The sequence below is a fragment of the Streptosporangium sp. NPDC006013 genome (assembly GCF_040614275.1).
Taxonomy (GTDB): Bacteria; Actinomycetota; Actinomycetes; order Streptosporangiales; family Streptosporangiaceae; genus Streptosporangium.
On sequence record NZ_JBEXUE010000821.1, the window covers coordinates 1 to 2,470 of the forward strand.

The following is a 2,470-nucleotide window of genomic DNA, read 5'->3' on the forward strand; positions in this document are numbered from 1 at the left end:
GGCCTCGCGCAGCTTCTCGATGACCTTGGCCGCGAAGCCGGGAGGGGTGTTGACGCCGGTGCCGACCGCGGTACCGCCCAGGGGCAGCTGGGCGATGGCCCAGGCGAGCGTCTCAAGGCCCCACACGGGCCCCCAGCGGTCGTCGATGTCGTGCTGGCGGCGCAGCGAGTCGCGGAAAAGCGCGGCGGCCCGTACCAGGTCGCCGTGCCGCAACTCCGCGAGACCGAGGCCCCACAGCCCCCAGGAGTAGGCCCAGGCCCCGCCGTGTGCCTCGGCGTCGGCCAGGTAGGCGTCACCGGCGACGACGGCGGTATCCCGGTCCCCGAGGAAGGCGCAGGCCATGGCCCAGAGCATCGTCGCCATGTGGGCGTCACCGGTCGCGCCGTCCGCCAGGAACCGGTCCCTCGCCTTCGCCAGCAGCGGGATGGACCGCGGATCGCCGTGGATGAGCAGCGCCTGGGCGCCCTCGACGTAGGTGACGGCGGCGGGGGCGTCACCATCGGGGAATCGCGAGGTCAGGCGGCGGCAGTGGGTCAGGAACTTCTCGGCGCCCCGCTTGTCGCCCTGGCAGAGGGCGATCCAGGCGGCCAGGGCCACCGCGCCGATCTGGAGCGGGTCCGGCGGGCGCGGAGAGAGCGCGAGCCCGCGCTCCAGCCAGTGGCGACCCTCGCCGATGGTGCTGCTGAAGAACCAGAACCGGGTCCGGGTGAGGTTGGCGGTGATCTCCAGCCCGCTCCGGGCCTCGCCGGGCTCGGTGACGCAGAAGTCCAGTGCCGTCCGGAGGTTCGGCAGTTCCTGCCGCAGCCGCGACAGCCACTCGACCTCGCGGGGGCCGCACCAGTCGGCCGCGGCCCGTGCGACGGTGCTCCGGTAGTGGTCACGGTGGCGTCGCCGCACCGCGGTCTCCTGACCGAGGTCGACCAGACGCTGCCTGCCGTACTGGCGGATGGTCTCCAGCAGGCTGTAACGCGTCCTGCCGCCCCGGGTGCTCACGACCAGGATCGACTTGTGCGCCAGGGCCGCCAGAACGTCGATGACGTCGTGGCGGTCGATGCCCGCACCGGAGCACACCGCCTCGGCCGCCTCCAGGTCGAACCCGCCGGAGAAGACCGACAGCCGTGCCCAGAGCAGCCGCTCGTGCTCGGTGCACAGGTCGTGGCTCCAGTCGACGACGCCTCCCAGAGTCCGGTGATGGCGGGGCGTGTTCCCGGCGTCGTTGTCGGCCAGCAGCCGGAACCGGTCGTCGAGCCGGTCGAGGATCTCCTCTGCCGAGAGCGTCCCCAGCCGGACCGCCGCCAGCTCGATGGCCAGCGGGACACCGTCCAGCCGCCCGCACAGCTGCGCGACGACACCGCGGTTGTGTCGCGTGATCCGGAAGTCCGGGGCCGAGGCCGCGGCGCGGTCGGCCAGCAGCGTCACCGCCTCGTAGCGGATCAGCGGCGGCTCGACGTCCTCACTCACCGGCGTCATGGGCGGTACGGCGAGGGGTGGCACCGGCAGGACGTGCTCGCCCTGGACGCCGAGCCGCTGCCGGCTGGTGGCCAGCACCCGCAGACCGGGCACCGCGCGCAGGAGCGCGGTCACCAACGTCGCCGCCGCCTTCACCATGTGCTCGCAGTTGTCCAGCACCAGCAACGTCCTGCTGTCACGCAGATGCTCGATCAGGATGTCCACGCAGGGGCGCGCGGACTGGTCGCGGATTCCGAGAGCCTGCGCCACCGTCCGGTCGAGCAGTTCGGGCTCGGTCAGCGGGGCGAGGTCGGCGATCCACACCCCGTCCGGGAAGGCGGGCGACACCTGTGCGGCCAGCCGCAGCGCCAGCCGGGTCTTGCCCACCCCGCCCACCCCGGTCAGCGTGACCAGGCGGCTGGTCTCCAGTAGCCGCCCGGCGTCGGTGAGCTGCCGTTCCCTGCCCACGAAGGTCGTCATCTCGCTGGGGAGATTGCCGGAGGGGCCCTTGGCGGTGAGTGCGGGATCGTTGTTGAGAATCCGCTGGTGCAGCTCCCGCAGTTCCGCGCCGGGATCGACGCCGAGTTCCTCGGCGAGGATCTCCCTGACGGAGTGGTGGCAGCGCAGGGCCTCGGCCTGGCGTCCCGACCGGTACAGCGCCAGCATCCGCTGTGCCCAGAACCGCTCCCGGAGCGGATGCGCGGTGGTCAGCCTCCGCAGCTCGGGGAGCACCTCCTCGTGGCGGTCCAGCGCAAGGTCGGCCTCGATGCGGGACTGGAGCGCGTCCAGCCTGCGCTCGGCCAGCACGGGCGCGACCTCCCGTCGCAGCGTCTCCGACGGGATGTCCTGTAGCGGTTCCCCGCGCCACGATCGCAGTGCCTCTCCCAGCAGCGCCGACGCCGCCGCCATGGAGCCGGCCGCGGCCGCGGCAGCGACCTGGTTCTCGACGGCGAGGTCATCGCGCTGCGCCCCGACGGCCGCCCCGAGCCCTTCCAGGTCACCTCCGGCCGCGTGTCCAGCC

Annotated in this window: 1 protein-coding gene; it reads right to left on the reverse strand. The window is 73.0% G+C overall.

Features of this window, described 5'->3' with window-relative positions:
• Window positions 1-2,470, reverse strand: a 2,470-nt coding sequence (locus ABZ260_RS49970) for a BTAD domain-containing putative transcriptional regulator (RefSeq protein ID WP_355632703.1), incomplete at both ends; no start/stop codon positions are given.